General features: G+C 60.5%; 18 protein-coding genes and 1 pseudogene. 10 read left to right on the top strand and 9 right to left on the bottom strand.

The window, feature by feature from the left end; translation table 11 throughout:
• Positions 1-67: 67 nt before the first annotated feature.
• Entirely contained in the window at positions 68-1,513 is a 1,446-nt protein-coding gene (locus LC094_RS17350) for an aldehyde dehydrogenase (RefSeq protein ID WP_226554058.1), read from the bottom strand.
• Between the two features lie 35 nt (positions 1,514-1,548).
• Positions 1,549-1,953 (bottom strand): LysR substrate-binding domain-containing protein, encoded by a 405-nt coding sequence (locus LC094_RS17345; RefSeq protein ID WP_226554057.1) that lies wholly within the window; start codon positions 1,951-1,953, stop codon positions 1,549-1,551.
• Between the two features lie 82 nt (positions 1,954-2,035).
• Here LC094_RS17345 and LC094_RS17340 point away from each other — a divergent pair.
• Positions 2,036-2,323 (top strand): annotated as a pseudogene (locus LC094_RS17340) (IS3 family transposase); the annotation flags it as partial.
• A 969-nt stretch (positions 2,324-3,292) separates the two neighbouring features.
• On the opposite strand, the gene LC094_RS17335 reads toward LC094_RS17340, so the two are convergent.
• Complete coding sequence (locus LC094_RS17335) at positions 3,293-5,557, bottom strand: adenosylcobalamin-dependent ribonucleoside-diphosphate reductase (RefSeq protein WP_226554056.1); 2,265 nt, start codon at positions 5,555-5,557, stop codon at positions 3,293-3,295.
• Positions 5,558-5,697: 140 nt separating this feature from the next.
• Here LC094_RS17335 and LC094_RS17330 point away from each other — a divergent pair, with 140 nt between their 5' ends.
• Complete coding sequence (locus tag LC094_RS17330; protein ID WP_226554055.1) at positions 5,698-6,117, top strand: DUF1489 family protein; 420 nt, start codon at positions 5,698-5,700, stop codon at positions 6,115-6,117.
• A gap of 29 nt (positions 6,118-6,146) precedes the next feature.
• On the opposite strand, the gene LC094_RS17325 is transcribed toward LC094_RS17330, so the two are convergent.
• The 4 genes from LC094_RS17325 to hisS are packed head-to-tail and all read right to left on the bottom strand — an operon-like array spanning position 6,147 to position 9,875.
• Positions 6,147-6,599: an NUDIX hydrolase gene (locus LC094_RS17325; RefSeq protein ID WP_226554054.1), complete on the bottom strand. Its 453-nt coding sequence runs from the start codon at positions 6,597-6,599 to the stop codon at positions 6,147-6,149.
• Positions 6,596-7,294 (bottom strand): ATP phosphoribosyltransferase, encoded by a 699-nt coding sequence (hisG, locus tag LC094_RS17320; RefSeq protein WP_226554223.1) that lies wholly within the window; start codon positions 7,292-7,294, stop codon positions 6,596-6,598. The genes LC094_RS17325 and hisG overlap by 4 nt, the downstream gene beginning before the upstream one ends.
• On the bottom strand, positions 7,294-8,391 hold the full coding sequence (locus LC094_RS17315; protein ID WP_226554053.1) for an ATP phosphoribosyltransferase regulatory subunit: 1,098 nt from the start codon (positions 8,389-8,391) through the stop codon (positions 7,294-7,296). Before LC094_RS17315 ends, hisG begins: the two co-directional genes overlap by 1 nt.
• Entirely contained in the window at positions 8,391-9,875 is a 1,485-nt protein-coding gene (hisS, locus tag LC094_RS17310; RefSeq protein WP_226554052.1) for a histidine--tRNA ligase, read from the bottom strand. Before hisS ends, LC094_RS17315 begins: the two co-directional genes overlap by 1 nt.
• Positions 9,876-10,012: 137 nt before the next feature.
• Here hisS and LC094_RS17305 point away from each other — a divergent pair, with 137 nt between their 5' ends.
• Positions 10,013-10,225 (top strand): SlyX family protein, encoded by a 213-nt coding sequence (locus tag LC094_RS17305; RefSeq protein ID WP_226554051.1) that lies wholly within the window; start codon positions 10,013-10,015, stop codon positions 10,223-10,225.
• A 104-nt stretch (positions 10,226-10,329) separates the two neighbouring features.
• Here the strand turns inward: LC094_RS17305 and LC094_RS17300 are convergent, their stop codons facing one another.
• Both LC094_RS17300 and dnaE read right to left on the bottom strand, forming a co-directional pair.
• The gene (locus LC094_RS17300) at positions 10,330-11,316 is read right to left on the bottom strand and encodes a hypothetical protein (protein WP_226554050.1); all 987 of its coding nucleotides are present in this window, start codon (positions 11,314-11,316) and stop codon (positions 10,330-10,332) included.
• Complete coding sequence (dnaE, locus tag LC094_RS17295; protein WP_226554049.1) at positions 11,316-14,834, bottom strand: DNA polymerase III subunit alpha; 3,519 nt, start codon at positions 14,832-14,834, stop codon at positions 11,316-11,318. Before dnaE ends, LC094_RS17300 begins: the two co-directional genes overlap by 1 nt.
• Before the next feature lie 251 nt (positions 14,835-15,085).
• Here dnaE and xdhA point away from each other — a divergent pair, with 251 nt between their 5' ends.
• Genes xdhA through LC094_RS17260 form a run of 7 tightly spaced genes read left to right on the top strand, consistent with a single transcriptional unit; the run spans position 15,086 to position 23,602 of the window.
• Positions 15,086-16,447, top strand: coding sequence for a xanthine dehydrogenase small subunit (gene xdhA / locus LC094_RS17290; protein WP_226554048.1), 1,362 nt, complete (start codon positions 15,086-15,088; stop codon positions 16,445-16,447).
• Entirely contained in the window at positions 16,447-18,849 is a 2,403-nt protein-coding gene (gene xdhB / locus LC094_RS17285; RefSeq protein WP_226554047.1) for a xanthine dehydrogenase molybdopterin binding subunit, read from the top strand. Before xdhA ends, xdhB begins: the two co-directional genes overlap by 1 nt.
• Positions 18,846-19,769 (top strand): xanthine dehydrogenase accessory protein XdhC, encoded by a 924-nt coding sequence (gene xdhC, locus LC094_RS17280; protein ID WP_226554046.1) that lies wholly within the window; start codon positions 18,846-18,848, stop codon positions 19,767-19,769. Before xdhB ends, xdhC begins: the two co-directional genes overlap by 4 nt.
• Positions 19,766-21,280, top strand: coding sequence for an ABC transporter ATP-binding protein (locus LC094_RS17275; protein WP_226554045.1), 1,515 nt, complete (start codon positions 19,766-19,768; stop codon positions 21,278-21,280). Before xdhC ends, LC094_RS17275 begins: the two co-directional genes overlap by 4 nt.
• Positions 21,277-22,362 (top strand): ABC transporter permease, encoded by a 1,086-nt coding sequence (locus tag LC094_RS17270; protein WP_226554044.1) that lies wholly within the window; start codon positions 21,277-21,279, stop codon positions 22,360-22,362. Before LC094_RS17275 ends, LC094_RS17270 begins: the two co-directional genes overlap by 4 nt.
• Positions 22,362-22,676: a DUF2834 domain-containing protein gene (locus LC094_RS17265; protein ID WP_226554043.1), complete on the top strand. Its 315-nt coding sequence runs from the start codon at positions 22,362-22,364 to the stop codon at positions 22,674-22,676. The genes LC094_RS17270 and LC094_RS17265 overlap by 1 nt, the downstream gene beginning before the upstream one ends.
• Positions 22,676-23,602 (top strand): ABC transporter permease, encoded by a 927-nt coding sequence (locus tag LC094_RS17260; RefSeq protein WP_226554042.1) that lies wholly within the window; start codon positions 22,676-22,678, stop codon positions 23,600-23,602. The genes LC094_RS17265 and LC094_RS17260 overlap by 1 nt, the downstream gene beginning before the upstream one ends.
• Positions 23,603-23,615: the final 13 nt, after the last annotated feature.

Raw genomic sequence — 23,615 nt, 5'->3', positions numbered from 1 at the left:
GGCGCAGTGCAGCACACATAAAAAAGACCCGCCGAAGCGGGTCTTACGTGTTCGAAATATCAAGACCTCAGAAGGGGTAATGCTGTTTCGGATCCTCAATCGTAATCCATCGCGTGACCGTGAATTCATGGATGCCCAGCTTGCCGCCAAACCGCCCGAAGCCCGAGTCCTTCACTCCGCCAAAAGGCATTTGCGGCTCGTCGGAGACGGTCGGCCCGTTGATATGGCAAATCCCACTTTGAATGCGGTTCGCCGCGTCCATCGCCTTGGTGATGTCCTGTGAGAACACCGCAGACGACAAGCCGTATTCCGTATCATTGGCCACGGCGATGGCCGCGTCGGCATCCTTCACCCGGATGATCGATTTCACCGGACCAAAGCTTTCCTCGGCATAGATCCGCATCTCGGGCGTCACGCCGTCGAGCAAAGTGGCCGAATGGATCGCCCCCTCGCGGGTCCCTCCGGCCACGAGTTTCGCGCCTTTGGCGGTCGCATCCGCAACCAATGCGTCCATTTTCTCGGCGGCTTTTTCCGTCACCAGCGAGCCCAGAACCACCTTGTCGCGCGGGTTGCCATAGGGCAGGCCCGCAGCCTTGGCCACGAGTTTTTCGACGAAGGCATCGGCCACCGCATCCACCACAATGATGCGCTCGGTGGACATGCAAATCTGGCCCTGATTCATGAAGGACCCGAAAATGGCAGCATTCACAGCACCGTCGAGATCAGCATCTTCGAGCACCACGAAAGGTGCCTTGCCGCCCAGTTCCAAGAGCGCGGGCTTGAGGTTCTCGCCCGCCAAACGGCCGATGATTTTGCCCACAGCCGTCGAGCCGGTGAAATTGACGTGCCGCACTTCAGGCGCCTCAATGAGGGCTTTCACAACCTCGGCGGCATCTTCGGGCGCATTGGAAATCACATTGATCGCCCCTGCGGGAAGCCCCGCCTCAACCAGACATTCGCCGATCAGACGATGCACCTTCGGGCACATTTCGGAGGACTTAAGCACCACCGTATTGCCGCAGGCCAGCGCCGTCGCCACAGCGCGTGTGCCCAAGATCACCGGCGCGTTCCACGGCGCGATCCCGAGGCAGACGCCCCGCGGCTTTGCCACCGCCATCGCCAGACTGCCCGGTTTGTTCGAGGGGATCACCTCGCCGCCAATCTGCGTCGTCATCGCGCCCGCTTCGCGCAGCATGCCGGAGGCAAGATGCACGTTGAACCCGGCCCAGATCTCGGTCGCGCCGGTCTCGGTCACCATGGCCTCGACGAACTCGCCCGCGCGGGCCTCCATAATGTCGCCCGCCTTGACCAAAATCTTGCGCCGCGCCTCAGGCCCGGTGGCGGACCACGCGACAAAAGCGGCCTCAGCGCAGGCCACGGCCTTGAGCGCATCCGCGACAGAGGCGGCGGCGGCCCGTGTCGCCACATCGCCCGTCACCGGGTCGATACGATCATAGCTGCGCCCCATCTCGGCGGGCACATCCGCGCCGCCGATCAGCAAATCCAAACTCATAGACATCTCCTCCTGCTCATTCGCGTCGACAGCCATCATATGAAGCGATCTGTTGCGATCTCAAGAGTGAGAGAGGGCACCCTATCCACCCGCCCCTCCCGCACCACATGCTCGACCACCGCCGAAACACGTGCGGGCAACGTCGCCGCCTTGCCAAGGTAGACCACATGGAATTCCTCGTGCGCGATCGGCGCATCCTCCACAATCTGCAAACGCCCTGACGCAAGCGCTTCGCGGACGAGAAACCGCCCCACGCGGGCGGCGCCATTGCCGTGTAGGGCCAGCGCCGCAAGCGTATTGCCATCCGTCGCCCGCAGACGCGCCACCCTTTCCCGCCAGATTGGATCACGGCGGGCATAGGCAAATCCGAGCCTGTCCGCGGCCCCTTCGGGCGCACGCACGGTGATGACCTCGCTGATCCCGAGGGACCGGGCCCGCATCGTCGAATCCGGCAAGAGGCCAGCCCTCACCCCCAAATCGACCGGCTGACCGCCCGTATAGTTAGGAAACGGAGGATCAAATATGGGCATCAAACGACACAAGCCGGAAGAGATTATCACGAAGTTGCGGCAGGTTGAGGTGCTGTGCGGTCAGGGAATGCCGCGCGTTGATGCAATCAGGCGGTTCAGATCACGGAACAGACATTCTATCTCTGGCGAGTGCGGTATGGGAACCGACCAACTGAAGGAACTAAAGAGGCTTCAGAAAGAGAATGATCGGCTGCGTCGCGCCGTGTCTGACCTGACGCTGGACAAGCTCATCCATTCCATTCGCACTGCGGCTCGGGCTACCGGAATTGATCAGCGCCGGCTCAGGAAGATCCTCGCGGCAGAGGGCATCGTCCCTGAAACAGGCCTTCCCGATGCTTGGGAAATCTTCGATGCGAAGCTGGGGAAACCCATACTGGACTCTGCCGCGTCCCTGGTCACGGCAAAGGATTTTGCAGAGGGAATCGGCGCATCAAGGTCTCAGTTCGATTTACTCGTGGCAGGCGGTGCGCTCTCGCCACACCTTCCCTCCATGGAAACAGCGGGTACCAAAGCGATATGGGATCCAGCCGATGGCGTGCGTTTCCTGGAAAGTGTTTTCGTGGGCGCGTCTCCCTTAAGACAGGCACAACACGGATGGGAACACATATCGAAGTCAGCCGCACGCCTGATGGTAGGCCCAGAGGTCATCATCAGCGCCATCCAAGAGAAACGTATCTTCAGGATCGGAAATCATGCCGACTTTGACGGCTACGCAGCGCTCTACGTCTATTACGACGAAGTCCGCTCGGTGTTGTCTCCAGAGCCCTCTTTGAACCAGAGCATCGAGTTGTTTGCGAAGATTGTCGGCATCGGACAGCCCATTCGCTTAGGGCGTCTGGTCCTGAATGGGCACACCCCTGCGACACGTATGATGCACCCAAAACTCAAGACAAAGCAGTTGTTTATCACACGCGAGGACGCTGATGCGTTTCACCGGCGCTTCTACACACCCAGGACGATGGCACAGGCCTACGGAAAGAGCTGGCAATCCATGACGGCAACCCTTCGAACAGCTGGCGTTCAGCTATTCTCACCGGACGGAGGCGACTACGGAAACTTGTACGAACGTAAGCTCGTAGACGCAGAGTTCTCATAAACAATTGATAATTAAATATAAACAAAAAGGGCAGCGCGATTACGCTGCCCTTTGTCGTTAGTATTGGGCAAGATCAAATACCCCTTTTGGAAATCTGTTGTGGTGATTCACGGAAATCGGTTGGGGTAATTCACACACGCCGATTTTAACCCCTCACCCGCATTTCGAATGACCGCAGGACGCGCAGGTCATGCAGCCTTCGACCATACGCATGTCGTATTGACCACAGGATGGGCAGGCCTTGCCACGCGGGCGTTCGCCCATCACGGCAACCTCGGCTTGCGGGTCGGTTTTGAGCCCCATGCCTTCGCCCGCGATAAAGCCGGTTTCGATCAGATGGGTTTCGATCACACCGCCGATGGCCGCCAGAATCGATGGGATGTATTTGCCCTTCATCCACGCGCCGCCACGCGGATCGAACACGGCTTTGAGTTCCTCCACCACGAAAGACACATCCCCGCCGCGCCGGAACACCGCCGAAATCATCCGGGTCAGCGCCACGGTCCAGGCGAAATGCTCCATGTTTTTCGAGTTGATGAAAATCTCGAAGGGGCGGCGATGCCCGCCGACAACGATGTCGTTGATGGTGATGTAGAGCGCATGTTCGCTGTCGGGCCATTTGACCTTATAGGTGTTGCCCTCAAGCTGCTGCGGACGATCAAGCGGCTCGGAGAGGTAGACGACTTCGGCGCCAACCTCTTGCTCCGGCGCTTTTTCAGAACTCTCAGAAACGGAGAGAACGGAGCCTGTCACATCGTTCGGACGATAGGTCGTGCAGCCTTTGCAGCCGCTGTCCCAGGCCTCCATATAGACCTCTTTGAAGTCCTCAAAGGCGATGTCTTCCGGGCAGTTGATCGTCTTGGAGATCGAGCTGTCGACCCATTTCTGCGCCGCCGCCTGCATGCGGACGTGATCCAGCGGTGCAAGCGTCTGTGCGTTGACGAAATACTCGGGCAGCTCCGCATCACCGAATTTGTCGCGGAAGAGTTTGACCGCGTAATCGACCACCTCTTCCTCGGTGCGCGAGCCGTCTTTTTGCAGCACCTTGCGGGTGTAGGCATAGGCGAAGACCGGCTCGATCCCGGAGGAGACGTTGCCCGCGTAAAGGCTGATCGTGCCGGTCGGCGCGATGGAGGTCAAAAGCGCATTTCGAATGCCATTTTGACGAATGGCATCTTTGACGTCCTGATCCATATGCTCAAGTGACCCGGAGGCCAGATATTTATCAGCCTCGAACAGCGGGAAAGCGCCCTTTTCCTTCGCCAGTTCAGCAGAGGCCAAATAGGACGCCCGGGCGATCATCTTGAGCCATTTCTCACAGGTCGCAGCGGCCTCTTCGGAGCCATAGCGTTGACCGATCATCAGGAGCGCGTCGGCCAGCCCGGTGACACCAAGGCCAATGCGGCGTTTCGCCTGGGCTTCCTGTGCCTGCTGCTCCAGCGGGAAGCGCGAGGCATCGACCACATTGTCCATCATACGCACGGCAGTCGCGACCAGATCGGACAGCGCCGCCTCATCCATCTCTGCGCCCTTTTCAAAGGGCGTTTTGACCAGACGCGCAAGGTTGATCGAGCCCAAGAGGCAAGCGCCATAAGGCGGCAAAGGCTGCTCACCACAGGGGTTGGTCGCCGCGATGGTTTCGACATAGGAGAGGTTGTTCATCTTGTTGATGCGATCGATGAAAATCACCCCCGGCTCAGCGTAGTCGTAAGTGCCCTTCATGATCTTATTCCAAAGATCACGCGCCTCGACCGTGTGATAGACCTTGCCGCCGAACTTCAATTCCCACGGACCGTCGGCCTTCACCGCCTCCATGAAATCGTCGGTCACAAGCACGGAGAGGTTGAACATCCGCAGACGTGCGGCGTCCTGTTTCGCCTCGATGAAACGCTCGATATCCGGGTGATCGCAACGCATCGTCGCCATCATCGCACCACGGCGTGACCCCGCCGACATGATCGTCCGGCACATCGCGTCCCAGACATCCATGAAGGACAAAGGCCCGGAGGCATCCGCAGCCACCCCCATCACATCCGCGCCTTTCGGGCGAATGGTGGAGAAATCATACCCGATCCCCCCGCCCTGCTGCATGGTGAGCGCGGCCTCTTTGAGCATGTCGAAAATGCCCGCCATACTGTCCGGGATCGTGCCCATGACGAAACAGTTGAACAGCGTCACCGCGCGGCCCGTGCCTGCGCCCGCCAAAATGCGCCCCGCTGGCAGGAATTTGAAATCCTCCAACGCGTGGTAGAATTTCTCTTCCCAGGCCGCGCTGTCTTTTTCCACGGACGCCAAAGACCGCGCCACACGCCGCCAACTGTCCTCGACAGAGAGGTCCAACGCCGTGCCATCGGCCTCTTTCAGGCGGTATTTCATATCCCAAATCTGTTCGGCGATGGGGGCGGCAAAGCGGGTCATGGCAGTCTTTTCCGGTCTTGATGAGTCATAGAGAGGCGCAGGGTTTAATCCCACGAGTGCAGAGGCGCAACCGCGCTGAGAGCATGGCTTGTCGAATCAATCCTCCGACCTATGATCTATACCACACTTAGAGCGATCTGATGGCTGACCACATAAATCTCGTCAAACTCTGCGTGGGCATCGACACAGTCGAAGAGCTCAACGCCTATATCGAAGCCACCCCGGGCGCGAGCCGCGGGCATGTGACTCGCATGTGGCCGAAACAGGAAGAGAAACTGCTGAACGGCGGCTCGCTTTATTGGGTGATCAAAGGCGTGATTCAGGCGCGTCAGACCATTGTCGGACTGCATGAGGTGATCGGCCATGACGGCGTGCGCCGCTGTCGCATCGAGCTGGCGAAACCGCTGATCCGCACCCAAAACGCCCAACGCCGCCCGTTTCAGGGCTGGCGCTACCTCAAACCCGAAGACGCCCCGGCCGATCTGCCGCAGGGCCGCAAAAGCGAACCTGAGCTGCCCGCGGAACTGGCGCAGACCTTGGCCGAGATCGGGATTTTTTGAGTATTTTTGGCCACAAAGGAAACAGGCACTCACGCCCCGATCAAGCGCGCCTTTAAGCCTGCCGGAAAAAGCGCCGGGCCGGTTTCCGTATCAAGCTGCTCGAGCGCATACCATCGCGCCACACATTCGGCGCCATTGTCCTCGGCAAAGTGAATCTCGTTCTGACCGTCATAGGCGCCATTCGGAAGGCTGACGTCATAAAGGAACAGCACTTCGTGGCCGATCATGCCCTCGTGGGTGTAGAGATTTTCCATGACCTGCGGCGCCGCGTTCACCGTGATTTCGACGCCCAGTTCCTCCTGAAACTCGCGCTGGATCGCCGTCTCAGCGGTTTCGCCGAATTCCACAGAACCGCCCAAAGGCCGCACCCCTTTGAGGCGACCGGCATCGTCATACACCTCAGCGGCCAACAACCGCCCCTCGCGCCAGGCGACACCAAGCGCCTTAACTTTGATGGCTTGAGTAGGCCGCCAAACGGTCAATCGCCCAGACCCAACATATCCTTAAGCGTCACCAGCGTCGCGCGGGTGTCGTCCGTCCAATGTGCCATGCGGGATTTGAACAGGGTGGCTTGCGAACAATGCACCGGGTCGCCGCTCAGGATTTTAAGGTGGTTGGCGCGCAGAGTCTCGCCCGTTGAAGTGATGTCGGCGATGGCCTCGGCGGTGAGGTTTTTCACCGTGCCTTCGGTCGCGCCTTGGCTGTCTACGAGCTGATAATCCGCCACGCCGTTCTGTTTCAGGAACTCGCGGATCAGGTGGTGATATTTCGTCGCGATGCGCAGGCGGAAGCCGTGGCGCGCGCGGAAAGCGGCGGCGGCGGCGTCGAGATCGTCCAGCGTATCGACATCGACCCAAGCCTTCGGCACGGCGATGATCAGGTCCGCATGGCCAAACCCCATCGGCGCCATTTCGATCACCTTGCTGTCCCAGCTCGCGAGTTTGTCGCGTACCAGATCGGAGCCGGTGACTCCCATATGGATGCGTCCGGCGGCCAGTTCGCGCGGGATTTCAGAGGCCGACAGCAACACAAGCTCGACGCCCTTAATGCCCTCAACCGCACCGGAATATTCCCGCTCGCTCCCGGCCCGCGACAGGGTCACGCCGCGCTCGGAAAACCATTCAAAGGTCTTTTCCATCAACCGGCCCTTGGAGGGCACGCCCAGTTTGACCACCATCATGCGCCTCCTTTCAGGCTCAGAAGCACATTCGGACGGATCACGCCGCCCACCGCCGGGATCGAGCGTCCCTGCCCCAAGACCGCCGTGAGCGCATCATAGCGCCCGCCGGTCGCCACGGGGGGCAGGTCCGGACGGCCCTCGGCGTAGAAACCGAAGACAAAGCCGTCGTAATATTCCATCGAGGTGCGGCCGTAGGAGGCTTCGAAATCGAGGTTGTCCACATCGACGCCACGCTTCGCCAGAGCCTCCGTGCGGCGGCTCAAAAGGCTCACGGCCTCAGAGATCGCGGGCAGGTCCACGGTGATGTCGCGCAGTTGCGACAGCACATGCGGCAGAGTTTCCTTGAGCGACAGGATGTCGTCCAAAAGCTCGATCTCACCTGCGGAGATCGGCGGCTCGCTCGCGTCTTCTTCGAGCGCCTCGATCCGCATGTCGATCTCCGTCTGGGTGCGCAGACCGATGAAGGGCGCCTCGGGTTGGGCCAGATTGGCACGCACGCGCTCGAGGTTTTGCAGGCGAAGCGTGGTGCCCGCCTCGGAAAACCGCGTCATCAACGCGCGGAACCGGCGCGGACGCCAGATGTGGCGCAGCAAAGCGGCACGGCGGCGTTCTGTGGTTTTCAGTCCGGCAACAGCGGCTTTCAGAATGCCGATATCGCCGGTCGCGGCGTGCAGGCCACTGTCGGACAACACATTGGCAAAATGCGCGAAAACCTCTGCATCGGCAGCTGCCGGATCGGAGCCGTCAAAGACCTCATAGCCGACCTGAAAATATTCATTGGCGCGCGTCGGCATGTCTTCTTGCTTACGGAACACTTCGCCCGCGTAGGTGTAGCGCGCGGGTTCGGCGCCGTTCGACATATGCTCTTGCACCACCGGCACGGTAAAATCCGGGCGCAGCATCATTTCGCCGCGCTCGGGGTCTTGGGTCATGTAGGCGCGGGCGCGGATGTCCTCGCCGTAGAGGTCCAAAAGCACCTCGGCCGGCAGGAGAATGTCCATCTCGACGGGCAGCGCACCCTGCGCCTCAAAAAAGGCCTTGAGACGCGCGGCCTCGGCCTTGATGGCGGCTTTGGTGATCTCAACGCGGGCCATCAGGAATAGCTCTCGATGATCTCGCGCACCTTCGCGACCATCTGATCGCGCGGCACTTCGTATTGGTTCGGGCGGTCTTTCCACTCTTCGACGGAAGCGTTTTCCGCGAGTTTCGTACCGAGGATCAGGTCCTTGATCTGCACCACGCCGCGCTCCGCCTCGTCACCGCCCTGAATGATCGCCACGGGGCTCATCCGTTTGTCGGCGTATTTGAGCTGGTTGCCGAAGTTCTTCGGGTTGCCGAGGTAGACCTCAGCGCGGATGCCCGCCTGACGCAACTCGGAGACCATCGCCATGTAGTCGCCCATGCGGTCGCGATCCATCACGGTCACCACGACGGGGCCTTGGGCTTTGGACCCGATCCGGCCCGTGGCGCGCAGAGCGGCCAAGAGACGGTCGACCCCGATGGACGCGCCCGTTGCAGGCACGGCCTGCCCGGTGAAGCGTTTGACCAGATCGTCGTAGCGCCCGCCGCCCGCGACGGAGCCGAACTCACGCACGCGGCCTTTCTCGTCGGTGACCTCGAACGTCAGCTCGGCCTCATAAACCGGGCCGGTGTAATAGCCCAAGCCCCGCACCACGGCGGGGTCGATGACGATGCGGTCGGAGCCGTAGCCTTGGCCTTCGAGCAGCTCCGCGATCTCGCGCAGTTCGGCAACGCCCTCTTGGCCGGTTTTGGCCTCGCCGACGAGCTCGCCCAAGCGATCCAGAGTGGTGGCATTGCTGTCCTGGCGTCCGTTGACGAAGCCGAGGATCAGATCGACTTGCTCTTTCGCAAGCCCTGCGCCCTTGGTGAAATCACCGCTCTCATCTTTGCGCCCTTCGGTCAGCAAAGCCATGACGCCCGCGTCGCCAAATTTGTCATGCTTGTCGATGGTCCGAAGGACGATACCGCGCGTGGCGGCGAACTCTTCGGTGTCCGGCAGGCCCGCACTTTCCAGCACGCCGTCCAGCACTTTGCGGTTGTTCACCCGCACAATGTAATCGCCGCGCGGAATGCCGACTTTTTCGAGACAATCCGACAGCATCGCACAGATTTCTGCGTCGGCGGCCACCGAGGGCGCCCCCACCGTGTCGGCGTCGCATTGGTAGAATTGGCGGAAACGACCGGGGCCCGGTTTTTCGTTGCGCCAGACCGGCCCCATCGCAAAGCGGCGGTAGGGCGACGGCAGGTCTTGGCGATACTGCGCAGCCACACGGGCCAGAGGCGCGGTCATGTCATAGCGCAGCGCGACCCAATCGGAATCATCCTCTTGCCAGGCAAAAACACCCTCGTTCGGGCGGTCCACATCCGGCAGGAATTTGCCCAGCGCCTCGACGGTTTCCACCGCAGAGGTCTCAAGCGCCTCGAACCCGTAATGGTGATAAACTTCAGCGATCTGATCGAGCATCTGTTTGCGCTCGCTCACCTCTGTGCCGAAGTAATCACGAAAGCCCTTGGGCGTCTCTGCCTTGGGGCGCGGGGTTTTCTTGGGCTTGGCCATGGCCGGTCCTTTTGCTCACTGTCGCGGGCGGCATATCGCACAGGCGGCTCAGGGGCAAGGTGGCAGGCCGGTGGACGGCGTGAAATCCTTATGACATAGGCTTAGAAATATGCCCGCATCGCGAGAGAGGACCCGCCATGTCAGACGAGACCCGCATCACCGCTTTGGAAGAACAGATCGCCTATCTCACCAAGACCGTCGAGGAACTGTCCGACATCGTGGCGCAGCAGGAAGGTGTTCTGGAGAAAGCCGAGCGACGCCTTGGGATGTTGATGGAGGCCGAAGCCCTGCGACAGTCGGAGAGCGAAGGCACCGTGCCTCTGGCCGATCAACGCCCGCCGCATTGGTAGAGTTACAGTTTGCCGCGCAAACTGTAACGACAAGAGCATTCGAGGCAGCGTTTGCCCGCAAACGCGTTCGAATGCGTCCGCAAATTCTGGCACACATGATGCCCCTAGCGCATTTCCTCGCTCATCACCTGACCGTCATGGAGCAACAGCTCCAGCCAATCTTCCTCCGCCCCGAAATAGGGATAAACGGAGACAAAGGCGACCTGACGTTCCAGCCCATCGAGGCTGTCCGCCGGGCAATATTCGCCACGCCCGACACCGCAGCTTTGGCGTTTGATCTTCTCATAGGTCTTGTCGGCCTGCGACCAGTCGCGCTCAGTGTGATCCGAATAGCGCAAAACCTCATGCAGTCCCGCTGCGCCGAACATCGTCAAAGCCGCCGTCACCTGACGGGCGCAGCCGTCAGCAAAGCCTGTGATGTACTGGCTACGCGGCTCGGTGCTTGAGGGATCGCTGTCGTAGAGCTGCCAGACGGGGCGGCCCTCACGCGGGAATTGATCGACCTTTTCGCCCATGGCGCGAGGCCTGATGTCGCAATTGAGACCGACCTCGCCAAAGGCCAGAACCTCGCCGGGTTCAACGGTCGAAACCGGGTTCTCTGCGGTCGCGGTTTTCAGGAAACCGAACAAAGGCTTGTGGGGTTTGGGCGGGGTTGGAGCCACGCTCTCGGGCGCCACACCATGGGTCTCGGGACGCGCGTCAAAACCCTCCTCGGCCGGCAAAGCCACCTCTTCAACAGGCGCGGCATCGTGTTTGGGTTTCAGGAAAGCAAACATGCCGCCAAGCCCCGCACGGCGCACCTCCGTGGTTTCAGCGAGGATTTGGTCAGACTCCGCAACCACGTCACCCGTTTGTGGGTCCAGCGGTGCCGCGACGAGGTCCACATCCGCGCGCTCGCCGCCCTCCAACGCGACCTCCAAGGCCTCGGCCTCTTCCTCTGAGGCGAGCATATCAGACGGCTCAAGCGCCTCGCCTTCAGCCATCGTTTCGACAGGCGCCTCGGCCTCGACCGGCGGCGCGAGAAACGCGGGCGTTTTCATCTGACAGGCGGACAGCCCAATTGCACAAGTCACCAACAAAAGCGCGCGCATCACATGTCCTCGACCATGATCACGCCGTTGAAGGATTTGATCGCGCCCTTCACCTCTGGTGTGATGACAAAGGGTTGCGGCACGTCGATGTCGACTTCGTTGGGGTAATCCGGCGCCATGATGCAGAACGAGATCGCACCTTTGGGCGGCTGTTTCGCCTCCTGCGTCACGCGGGTCAGCAATTCGCCAACCTGAATGACCGCGTTGGTGTCTTCGCAGTAGATCTTCAGCCCCGCCCCCCCGGCATCGGCGACAATCGCATCCATCGGCGCGACCGAGCGGATCATCGGATCAAACTGGCCGTCGTTGAAGCGGCCTTCGAGCGTCATCACCAGCTTGTCGTGTTTCTCGAAAATCTCGTAGGACGGCTCATATTCGCCCTTTTTCGGGAACATCGCGATGCCCGCCAATTGGCCGGTGCTGTCCGAGATATTCATGCGGAAATACCGCGTGCCCTTGCCGGATTTCATCGGCCGGAACCCCGACACCAAGACGCCCACTTTCATAATCGCGCCGCCTTCGGCCTCTGCCTTGGCCTGCACCTCGGCAATCGTGCCGATTTTCTTGCGTTTCAAGGCACTTGCGTAGTCGTCGAGCGGGTGGCCGGAGAGGTAGAAACCGATGGCTTTATGCTCTTCCATCAAGCGCTCTGAGGCCACCCAATCACCCACAGGACTGAGCCGTGGCTCCGGCAGGTCCTCACCCGCATCGCCAAAGAGCGACACTTGGCTCGAGGCCTTTTGCTCATGGATCGCGGCGGAATATTGCACCAGCTGCTCAAGACTGTCGAAGACCCGGCGGCGGTTGCTGTCGAGCTGATCAAAGGCACCCGCGCGGGCGAGCATCTCCAGCGGTCGTTTACCAACCTTTTTCAAATCCACCCGACGGGCCAAATCATAAAGCGTCACAAACGGCTTGCCGCCCTCAACACGCGCCCGCACGATCAGTTGCATCGCCTCGGAGCCGACGTTTTTCAGCGCGCCCAGCGCATAGACCAGTTTCTGATCCACCACATCGAACGACGCCAGCGAACGGTTCACACAGGGTGGCACGATCTCGATCTCAAGCCCGCGTTTCACCTCTTCGGCATAGATCGCCAACTTATCTGTGAGGTGAATATCGCAGTTCATGACGCCCGCCATGAACTCCACCGGGTGGTTCGCCTTGAGCCAGCCGGTCTGATAGGACACCACCGCATAGGCCGCCGCGTGGGATTTGTTAAAGCCGTAGTTGGCGAATTTCTCCAGAAGGTCGAAAACCTCCGAGGCCTTCTTTTTATCGACGCCGTTCTTCGCCGCGCCCTCTTCGAATTTCGGGCGCTCGGCGTCCATCGCCTCTTTGATCTTTTTCCCCATCGCGCGACGCAAAAGGTCAGCGCCGCCAAGCGAATAGCCCGCCATGACCTGCGCGATCTGCATCACCTGTTCCTGATAGACGATGATGCCCTGCGTCTCGGCCAGGATGTGGTCGATGGTCGGATGGACGGATTCCAACTCTTTGCGCCCGTGTTTTACGTCGCAATAGGTCGGGATGTTTTCCATCGGCCCCGGACGATAGAGCGCCACAAGCGCCACGATGTCCTCGATACAGGTCGGCTTCATCTGCCGAAGTGCCTGCATCATGCCCGAGCTCTCGACCTGGAACACAGCGACCGTTTTCGCGTCCGAATAGAGCCTGTAGGTCGCCGCATCATCCAGCGGGATGAGGTTGATCTGGTTCTCCCCGCCCTCTGGCGGCTCATAGAGTTCCGTCCCATCGGCCGCGACATGCAGAGGCCGCCCGGATTTGAAGATCAGATCCATCGCGGATTGAATGACCGTGAGCGTCTTGAGGCCCAAGAAGTCGAATTTCACCAGACCGGCCTGCTCGACCCATTTCATGTTGAACTGGGTGGCGGGCATGTCGGAGCGCGGGTCTTGATACAAAGGCACCAGCTCGTCGGTCGGACGGTCCGCAATCACCACACCGGCGGCGTGGGTGGAAGCGTTGCGCAAAAGCCCCTCGACCTGTTGGCCATAGGTCAACAGCCGGTCGACGACCTCTTCGTTCCGGGCCTCTTCGCGCAGTTTCGGCTCGTCTTCGAGCGCCTGTTTGATCGACACAGGCTTCACGCCCTCGACAGGGATCAGTTTCGACAGCCGATCCACCTGCCCGTATGGCATCTGAAGCACACGCCCGATGTCACGCACGGCGGCCTTGGACAACAGCGCACCGAAGGTGATGATCTGCCCCACCTTGTCGCGACCGTATTTCTCCTGCACGTAGCGGATGGTTTCCTCGCGCCGATCCATGCAAAAGTCGATGTCGAAGTCGGGCATCGACACACGTTCCGGGTTCAAAAACCGTTCGAACAGAAGCGAATAGCGCAACGGGTCGAGATCGGTGATGGTCAGCACGTAAGCCACGAGAGAACCAGCCCCGGACCCCCGCCCCGGCCCAACCGGGATGTTGTTGTCCTTGGACCATTTGATAAAGTCGGCCACGATCAAAAAGTAGCCCGGGAACCCCATCTGTTCGATGATCCCCAGCTCGAATTTAAGCCGCTCTTCGTACTCTTCGCGCGGCACCGCCGCCTCGATCACGGCAAGGCGTCTGTCCAGACCTTCCCAAGCCTGTTTGCGCAGTTCCTCGACCTCGTCATCGGCGAATTTCGGCAGGATCGGGTCCCGTTTATAGGCTTTGAAGGCACAGCGTTTCGCGATTTCGACGGTGTTCTCAAGCGCCTCCGGAAGATCGGCAAAAAGCGTCGCCATCTCCGCGGGAGATTTGAAATAATGCTGCGGCGTCAAGCGCCTACGTGGCTCGACTTGATCGACATAGGCCCCCTCGGCAATACAAATCAGCGCATCATGCGCCTCATACATATCGCTTTTCGGGAAATAGACGTCGTTCGTGGCCACCAGAGGCAGACCCAGATCATAGGCCCATTCCACGAAAGGCCGTTCGGTCAGGCGCTCGGCCTCCGTCGATCCGCCATCTTCGCCCGGATGACGCTGCAATTCGACATAAAGCCGGTTCGGATAGATCGCCTTCAGACGCTCCAACAGAGCGCGGGCCTGGTCCTCATGGTTCTCGCGGATCATCCGCCCCACCGGCCCGTCCGAGCCGCCCGTCAGACAGATCAGCCCGCCCGAATAGCGTTCCAATTCCTCGATGGTGACCTGCGGAATGCCCTCGTGTTTGTCCACATAGAGACAGGAATTGAGCTTCATCAGATGCTCATAGCCGGTCTCGTTTTGCGCCAAAAGCACCACGGGTGCGGGCAATTTCTGGCGCTCGCCGGGGGCGGCCTCGTGATAGGCGACATCGACCTGACAACCGATGATCGGCTGCACGCCTGCGCCCTTGGAATATTCGGAAAATTCCAACGCACAGAACAAGTTATTGGTGTCCGTGACGGCGACGGCGGGCATGTTCATATCCGTCACCATGCCACTCAATTTCTTGAGACGCATGGCCCCTTCGAGAAGGGAATATTCGGTGTGAACGCGGAGGTGGATGAAGGTCGGGCTGCTCATTTGCGGCCCAAGCTAACGCATGGCATTGAGGCTCGCCAAGAGCAAAACGTGTCTTTTCCACAGCTCGTTTCGACATGGGCAGTCCTTCGCTTGCCCGCATGAATTTTGATCAAAAGTACAAAGCTTGTGCGAAGCGGCGCGAGAATCCCTTGCAAAATGCGCCTCAGAGCGGTTTTCTTAACCGGAAATCACCCGCGCTTTCCGCCGCATCGGGCGCGTGTTTTGAACAAGAAAGCGGCTGGTCTGACCAAATGGAGATCACTTTTCGGTTAAACGGCGCGCTTGTGACGGCAAGCGAGGCTCCGACCCGAACCCTGCTCGATTATCTGCGCGACACCCGTGGTCTGACCGGCACGAAAGAAGGGTGTAACGAGGGCGATTGCGGCGCCTGCACCGTGATGGTGGAGGACGAGAGCGGCAAGAAACCTCTGAACGCCTGCATTCTGTTTTTGCCGCAGCTACACGGCAAATCGGTCACCACGGTCGAGGGTCTGTCGAAAGGCGACACGCTGCACCCGGTGCAAAGCGCGATGATCGAGGAGCACGGCAGCCAATGCGGCTTTTGCACCCCCGGCATCGTCATGTCGCTGGCCACGGCGCATGCGCGCGGCGAGACCGATCACGAGGATATTCTGGCCGGCAATCTCTGTCGCTGCACAGGCTACGCCCCCATTCTGCGCGCCGCGAAAAAGGCCGAAACCGCGCCCATTCCCGAAGAGTTGGAACACATCCCTTTCCCCGCGCCTGCCATTGTCGAACGCCCTGAGAACGCCGACGAATTGGCCGCGATCTACGCGCTGCGCCCTGACGCGACGCTGATTGCGGGGGCCACGGATGTGGGGCTTTGGGTCACCAAACAAATGCGCGATCTGGACGAGGTGATTTTCCTAAACGGGGTCGAAGACCTCAGGGGCATCTCCGAAACAGACGAGGCGTTTGAAATCCGCGCGATGACCCCGATTGCCGATCTGATCGCGCTGTTCAAACCCTATTCGCCCTCTCTGTCCGAGATGTATCGCCGCTTTGCCTCCACTCAGGTGCGCGCCGCCGCGACCTTGGGCGGCAATATCGCCAACGGCTCCCCGATTGGCGACAGCCCGCCGCCGCTGATCGCTGCGAATGCATCGCTCACCCTGCGCAAGGGTGAGGAACGGCGGACCATTGCGCTTGAGGATTTCTTCATCGCTTATGGCAAACAGGATCGAGGCGTGTCCGAATTCGTCGAAAGCATCACGGTGCCAAAATCCGGCCTCACCGACCTAAAGGTCTACAAACTGTCGAAACGCTTCGATCAGGACATTTCCGCCGTTTGCGGCGCGTTCAACATCACGATCTCGGACGGCAAAATCGCCGCCGCACGCATCGCTTTTGGTGGCATGGCCGGGACGCCCGCGCGGGCCAAAACCGTCGAGGCCGCGTTGATAAGCCAGCCGTGGAGCATGGACACGATCGAGGCCGCCCTGCCCGGCTTTGCCGAGGATTACACGCCCATGAGCGACATGCGCGCCTCCGCCGCCTATCGCCTCACCGCCGCGCAGAACATGCTCAAACGCTATTTCGCCGAAAGCCAAGGCCTCACCACCTCGGTTCTTAACGTGAAGGAGGGCGCGTAATGTCCGTTGGCTCCCCTCTTCCGCATGATGCGGCCAAACTCCATGTGACAGGTCAGGCCCGCTATATCGACGACATCCCGCTCCCCGCCGGTGCGCTGCATCTCGCCTTTGGTCTCTCGACTGTGGCGCATGGTGAGATCACCGCGATGGATTTGTCCGCCGTGCGCGCTGCCCCCGGCGTGGTGCGTGTCTACACCGCCGAGGACTTCGGCGATCACGTGCCAGATTGTTCGCCCTCTCTGGGGGATGAGCCGCTTTTGACCTCCACCGAGGTGCAATTCATCGGCCAACCGATTTTCCTCGTCGTCGCCACCTCGCATCAGGCCGCGCGCAAGGCCGCCAAACTGGGCAAGATCGACTATAAAGACCTCCCCGCGCTCTTGGATTACGACAGCGCGATGGAGGCCGACAGCCGGTTCGAAGACGGCCCGCGCATCTACGGCTGCGGCGACGCCGCGACAGCCATCGCCGAGGCGCCGCATAAGATCGAAGGTTCCATCGAGATCGGCGGGCAGGAGCATTTCTACCTCGAAGGCCAAGCTGCCGCCGCCGTGCCGCAAGAGGGCGGCGATATGTTGGTGCATTCCTCGACCCAGCACCCTTCCGAAATTCAGCACAAGGTGGCGCATGCGCTTCATGTGCCGATGCACGCCGTGCGCGTCGAAACCCGGCGCATGGGTGGTGGGTTCGGGGGCAAGGAGTCTCAGGGCAACTGGCTCGCCATCGCCTGTGCCATCGCGGCGCGCGACACCGGCAAGCCGTGTAAAATGCGTTACGACCGCGACGACGATATGGTGATCACTGGCAAGCGCCACGATTTCCGCATCTCCTACACCTGCGGTTTCGACGACGAGGGGCGCATCCTCGGCATTGATTTCCTGCAAATCACCCGTGGCGGCTGGTCGATGGACCTGACGCTTCCGGTGGCCGACCGGGCGATGCTCCACGCCGACAATGCCTATTTCCTGCCGCATGCGCGAATCGAGAGTCATCGTCTCAAAATGAACACCCAATCCAACACCGCCTATCGCGGCTTTGGCGGACCACAGGGTGTCTTGGGCATCGAACGGGTGGTCGATCACATCGCGCATGAGCTTGGCAAAGACCCCATCGAGGTGCGCAAGCTCAACTATTACGACGAGATGGTCACGCCCACGGCGGGTGATGGCGTGCCGGAGGATCATGTTCTGTCGCTTGAAGGCGAACCGACCTCCGAGGGCAGCGTCGAACATGTGGACGCCCATCCGCAACACGCAGGCGGGCAAGTCACGCCGCGCGGCAAGCTGACCCCCTATGGCCAAGAGGTCGAGGACTTTATCCTGCATGGCATGACCGAGGAGCTTTTAAAGACCTCCGACTATGCCGCGCGCAAAAAGAGCATCGAAAAATGGAACTCTGAGAACCCGATCATCAAAAAAGGACTGGGGGTCTCTCCGGTCAAATTCGGCATCTCCTTCACGCTCACCCACCTCAATCAGGCGGGCGCGCTGGTCCATATCTACAACGACGGATCGATCCACCTGAACCATGGCGGCACGGAAATGGGGCAAGGCCTGTTCCAAAAGGTCGCGCAGGTCGCCGCCACGGAATTCGGCGTCTCTTTGGACAAGATCAAGATCACCGCGACGGACACCGCCAAAGTCCCCAACACCTCCGCCACAGCCGCCTCGTCGGGCACGGACCTGAACGGCATGGCGGTCAAAAACGCCTGCGACCGCATTCGCACCCGGCTTGAGGTCTTTATCCTCGATCGGTTCGGGGAAAGCGATGTGAGCTGGGCCAAGGGCAAGGTGCATTTCGGGGTCCATGAGATGGCATTCGACGAGCTGATCAGCCTTGCCTATATGAACCGCGTGTCGCTGTCGGCGACCGGGTTCTACAAGACGCCCAAGATCGAATGGGATCGGATTGCGGGCAAAGGCCGCCCGTTCTTCTACTTCGCCCATGGCATCGCGATCACCGAAGTCGCGCTCGACACGCTCACCGGCGAAAACCGCATCCTGCGGGCGGATATTCTGCATGACGCAGGCGCCTCTTTGAACCCGGCAATCGACAAGGGCCAGATCGAAGGCGGCTATGTGCAGGGCGCGGGGTGGCTCACCACCGAGGAGCTTGTGTGGGACGACAAAGGCGTGCTCAAAACCCACGCTCCCTCGACCTATAAAATCCCCGCCTGTTCCGACGCGCCCGATGTATTCAACGTCGATCTGTGGGACGGGCGCAACCGCGAAGAGACGATCTATCGCTCCAAAGCGGTGGGCGAGCCGCCGTTCATGTTGGGGATTTCCGCCTTCTTGGCACTCTCGGATGCCTGCGCCGCTTGCGGGCCGGCCTACCCGGCATTGAATGCCCCCGCGACGCCCGAGGAATGCCTCAAAGCCATCGCGAGGGCAAAAGCGTGAGCTTTGATCGCGACGCTCTGAGCGCGGCACTCGCCAAACACCACCGCGTCGCCCGCGTGGTCGTGGCCGAAGCGCAGGGATCTGTGCCGCGCGACGTCGGCGCCTCCATGTTGGTCTGGCAAACAGAAGATGGCTTTGCTCAATCCGGCACCATTGGCGGCGGCACCCTGGAATATGAGGCGGCGAAACACGCATTTTGCGCGCCACGTCTGCAACGCCTGCCACTTGGCCCCGCGATGGGGCAATGCTGCGGCGGAGCGGTGACGCTTTTGACGGAAGTGTTCGAAAATCTGCTGGCCGTCCCGGAGGATGTTTTCGCACGCGGCCCCGGCGACATGCCATTTTCCCTGAAAAAGGCCCTCGCAAAAGCGCGTGCACAGGGCGTTCTCAAACCACAGCTTCACGGCGACTGGATGGTTGAGCCGATCACCCACGCCACGCGGCCGCTTTGGATCTGGGGCGCAGGCCACGTCGGGCGCGCCATCGTCGCAACACTGGCGCCGCTCCCTGATCTGGCAATCACATGGATCGACACCGATGCCAAACGCTTCCCCGATGTGATCTCCGAGGGCGTCACGCAACTGGTTGCCGCACACCCCGAATCGCTCATGTCCTATGCGCCGCCCGAGGCCGAGCACCTGATCCTGACCTATTCCCACGCGCTCGATCTGGAGCTGTGCCACCGCGTACTTGGTCATGGATTTGCCTTCGCTGGCCTGATCGGGTCGCACACAAAATGGGCGCGCTTTCGCAACCGCCTGCGCGATCTGGGCCACACCAGAGCCCAAATCGCACGCATTTGCTGTCCAATTGGGCAACCTGACCTAGGGAAACATCCCCAAGCCATTGCGGTTGGGGTCGCGGCCCAAGTAATCTCTCGTCGAGAGATCACAGAATCTTACGGGGAACGGACAGGGTGACGGAGCTTTTAAAAGTCGTGGGGCTGACCCGCGAATATCCCGGCGTGCGCGCCAATGACGATGTCAGTTTTTCCATCGGCACGGGCGAAGTTCATGCGCTTTTGGGCGAGAACGGCGCGGGGAAATCGACCCTTGTGAAAATGATTTACGGGCTGGAAAAGCCCGACGCGGGGTTCATGAAACTGCGCGGCGGCTCCTATGCACCGCAAAATCCGCAGGCCGCGCGCGCCGCGGGCGTCGCCATGGTGTTTCAGCATTTCTCTCTCTTTGAGGCGTTGAACGTGGCGGAAAACGTCGCACTCGGCATGGAAAACCCGCCGAAGATGCGCGAACTGGCCGCCTCCATCCGCGAGGTGTCGGAAAACTACGGGCTGCCTTTGGACCCTGACCGGATTGTTGGCGATCTCTCGGCGGGCGAGCGGCAACGGGTCGAGATCATCCGCTGTCTGTTGCAGGATCCGAAACTGTTGATCATGGACGAACCGACCTCGGTTTTGACGCCGCAAGAGGTTGAAATCCTGTTCAAAACCCTGCGCAAATTGCAATCCGAGGGCACTTCGATCCTCTACATCTCGCACAAGCTCGAAGAAATCCGCGCGCTTTGCGATGGGGCAACGATCCTGCGTCTCGGCAAAGTGGTGGGCGACTGCGACCCCAAGGTCACCACGGCGCGTGCCATGGCAGAGATGATGGTCGGGCAGACGCTGCATGTGCCGTCGCGCGAAGGCGGCGAGACGGGTGAGGTGTTGCTGGAGGTCAAAAGCCTCAACTTCGCGCCCGCGAACCCCTTTGGCACAAAGCTCAAAAACGTCTCTCTGACGCTGCGGGCGGGCGAGGTTCTGGGCATCGGCGGTGTGGCGGGCAACGGTCAGGACGAATTGTTGTCGGTGCTGTCGGGCGAGGCCCGCACCGGCAAGGGCGCTGTCATGTTTGAAGGTCAAGATGTGAGCCATCTGGGCCCGAACGCACGGCGCAAGATCGGCATTTTGGCCGCCCCCGAAGAACGCCTTGGACACGCCGCAGCGCCCAATATGAGCCTGACGGAAAACGCGGCCTTGACCGCAACGATCCGCAAAAAGCTCAGCAAAAACAATTTCCTGAACTGGAAAAAGACCGAAGATTTTGCCCGCGAGGTGATCAAGACCTTCGACGTGCGCACCCCCGGCCCTGGTTCGGCGGCGCGCTCGCTTTCGGGGGGCAATTTGCAGAAATTCGTCATCGGACGCGAGGTATTGCAAGAGCCAAAAATTCTGGTGGTGAACCAACCGACCTGGGGCGTCGATGCCTCGGCGGCGGCGGACATTCGGCAGGCTTTGCTCGATCTTGCCGCGCGCGGCGCGGGCCTTGTGGTGATCTCGCAGGACTTGGATGAGTTGATGGAAATCTCCGACCATTTCGCCGCCCTGAACGAGGGCACATTGACCGCGCCACGCCCCGCCAAAGGCCTCACGGTCGACGAGATCGGCCTGATGATGGGCGGCGCGCATGATATGGAGGTGGCGGAGCTGTGATTACATTCGTCAAACGCCCCGAACCCTCGAAAGTCTGGACCATCGCCACGCCGATCCTTGCGGTCGTGTTAACCATGATCTTGGGCGGATTGCTGTTCGCCGCCATGGGCAAGGACCCGGTCGCGGCCATTCGCACGATCTTTTGGGACCCGCTTTTTAACGAACAATTCGCCGCCTATTCGCGCCCACAGTTGCTGGTCAAAGCCGGGCCGCTGATCCTGATTGCCATCGGGCTGTCACTGGGGTTCAAGGCCGGGATTTGGAACATCGGCGCCGAAGGCCAATACATCATCGGCGCCATCACCGGGGCCTCTGTTGGGCTGGCGCTTTACCCGCTCGACGCCTGGTGGATTTTCCCGCTGATGGTGATCGCAGGCGCCTTGGGTGGCTTTCTCTGGGCGATGATCCCGGCGCTGTTGAAGACGAAATTCAACACCAATGAAATCCTCGTTTCCCTGATGCTGGTCTATGTCGCCGAGCAAATTCTGGCCTCCGCCGCGCTCGGATTTTTACGCAACCCCGAAGGCAACGGCTTTCCCGGCTCGCGCAACCTGAGCCAGATCCCGGCCATGTCGAACCCGGAGCTGATCACGGGCACAGGCGCGCATTGGGGCGTGGTCGCGGCCTTTGCCTCTGTCGTGGCGGCCTATGTGTTGATCAACAAACATATGCTGGGCTTTCAAATCCGGCTGACCGGCGAAAGCCCCCGCGCGGCGCGGTTTGCGGGTGTCAAAGACAAGCTTTTGGTGGTGTTCTGTCTCGGCGCGGCGGGGGCGCTGGCTGGCCTTGCAGGACTGTTCGAAGTCACGGGTCCCGCAGGTCAAATCTCCATCGACTTTGGCGCAGGCTATGGCTTTACCGCCATCATCGTTGCGTTCCTCGGTCGACTAAACCCCATCGGCATCCTACTTGCCGGCTTGCTCCTCGCGCTCACCTTCATTGGCGGCGAGTTGGCGCAATTCATGCTGGGCCTGCCCTCGGCGGCCATTCAGGTGTTCCAAGGCATGTTGTTGATGATCCTTCTGGCCATGGACATACTCGTGAACTACCGCGTGATGCTCGTCAAAAAGGAGGCCTCCTGATGCCCTCCTCTCGCGTCTGGTTTGCCTTGGCCGTGGTCGGCACCGTGATCCCATGGGCGTTTTTTGGCGGCTGGTTCGCGCAAAACGGCCTCTCGCCTCTGTCTTTCATAGCCGACCTGTTCGCCAATGGCGCGGCCGCTGGGTTTTCCGCCGATGTGATGATCTCCATCGCGGTCTTCTGGCTCTGGTCCTTCTTCGATGCGAAACGCGAAGGGGTGACGCGCTGGTGGCTCGTTTTGCCCGCAGGCTTCACCGTGGGGCTGTCATTGGCCCTGCCGCTTTATCTCGGCCTGCGTGAAAAGGAGAGCGCGTAATGGACTTTGGTGGCATCAATCCCGTCATCCTTTTGGCCTCTCTCATGGTCGCCTCGACCCCGATCCTTTTGGCCGCTCTGGGCGAAATGGTGACGGAGAAATCCGGCGTGTTGAACCTCGGCGTCGAGGGCATGATGATCTTTGGCGCGGTCTGCGGCTTTATTGCGGCGGTCGAAACCGGCTCTCCGACATTGGGCTTTGTCGCGGCAGCTTTGGGCGGCATGGCTTTGTCGATGCTCTTTGCGGTTCTGACGCAAATTTTCCTCACCACACAGGTCCCTGCCGGTCTTGCGCTCACGCTCATGGGACTAGGGCTGGCCTCTCTTTTGGGGCAGAATTACGTCGGCATCAAACCACCCTCTCTGCCGGATTTGCATGTGCCTTTGTTGCAGGACATTCCGATCCTCGGCCCCATCCTGTTTCAGCATGACGCGGTTGTGTATCTCAGCCTTCTCTCCGTTGTGGCGATCTGGGCCTTTCTCAAATTCACCCGTGCGGGGCTTGTCCTGCGCGCCGTCGGTGAAAATCACGCTGCCGCGCATGCCTTGGGCTATAAAGTGAAACTGGTGCGCTTTGCTGCTATCGGGTTTGGCGGTGCCATGGCCGGGCTTGGCGGCGCTTACATCAGCCTTGTGCGCGTGCCGCAATGGACCGATGGCATCACCGCTGGCATCGGCTGGATCGCTCTGGCCATCGTGGTCTTTGCAAGCTGGCGTGCGGGCCGTGTGCTGATCGGCGCATACCTCTTTGGCGGCATCACCGTGTTGCAGCTCAACCTTCAGGCGGCGGGCGCGAAAGTCCCCGTCGAGCTTTTGTCCATGTCGCCGTTCCTCGCAACCATTCTGGTCCTTGTCGTCATTTCCGCCCGACGTCATGGTGCCTCCAACGCCCCGGCGATGCTCGGGCGCATTTTTCACAGCTCGTGATGTCGCGAGCCTA

This window comes from Celeribacter naphthalenivorans (genome assembly GCF_020524585.1).
In the GTDB taxonomy this organism is placed as follows: Bacteria; Pseudomonadota; Alphaproteobacteria; order Rhodobacterales; family Rhodobacteraceae; genus Celeribacter; species Celeribacter naphthalenivorans.
This window is presented reverse-complemented; position numbering and strand designations above follow the sequence as displayed.